The organism is Hoskinsella mucinilytica (assembly GCF_045223415.1).
Classification (GTDB): domain Bacteria; phylum Bacillota_I; class Bacilli_A; order Erysipelotrichales; family Erysipelotrichaceae; genus Hoskinsella; species Hoskinsella mucinilytica.
This window is the reverse complement of record NZ_JBEQZJ010000131.1, coordinates 1-347: the sequence shown is the minus strand read 5'-3', so window position 1 is coordinate 347 and position 347 is coordinate 1. Positions and strand designations below refer to the sequence as shown.

Annotated in this window: 1 protein-coding gene; it reads left to right on the top strand. The window is 39.5% G+C overall.

The genetic code is table 11. The features are described from left to right. On the top strand, window positions 1-274 hold a 274-nt coding region (locus UGRO018_RS17845; protein WP_416327860.1), incomplete at its 5' end, for a CpsB/CapC family capsule biosynthesis tyrosine phosphatase. Between the last annotated feature and the right edge of the window lie 73 nt (window positions 275-347).

Below are 347 nucleotides of genomic sequence, written 5' to 3'. Positions count from 1 at the left end.
CCTAGGTATGCATGGCTCAACAGTACAGAAGAATGCCCATAAATTACTGGAACATGGAATGGCACATGTAATCGCAAGTGATGCTCATCGACCAACAGGGAATAGGATCTGTATGCTTTCAGATGTGTATCGATATGTGAGCGATACCTATGGGGAAGCCAATGCAGAGATATTAATTAAGAAAAATCCAGAACATATCATCAGGAATGAGGATATGGAAGAGATAGAAGTAGTGAAGAAAAAATCAATCTTCAAGAAATTATGGAGGAGATAGGATGGATGTAAAGATAGCACCGAAGCGAACCAAAACGGACAACAGAAAAAATACCAAGAACAATCAGTTTGCC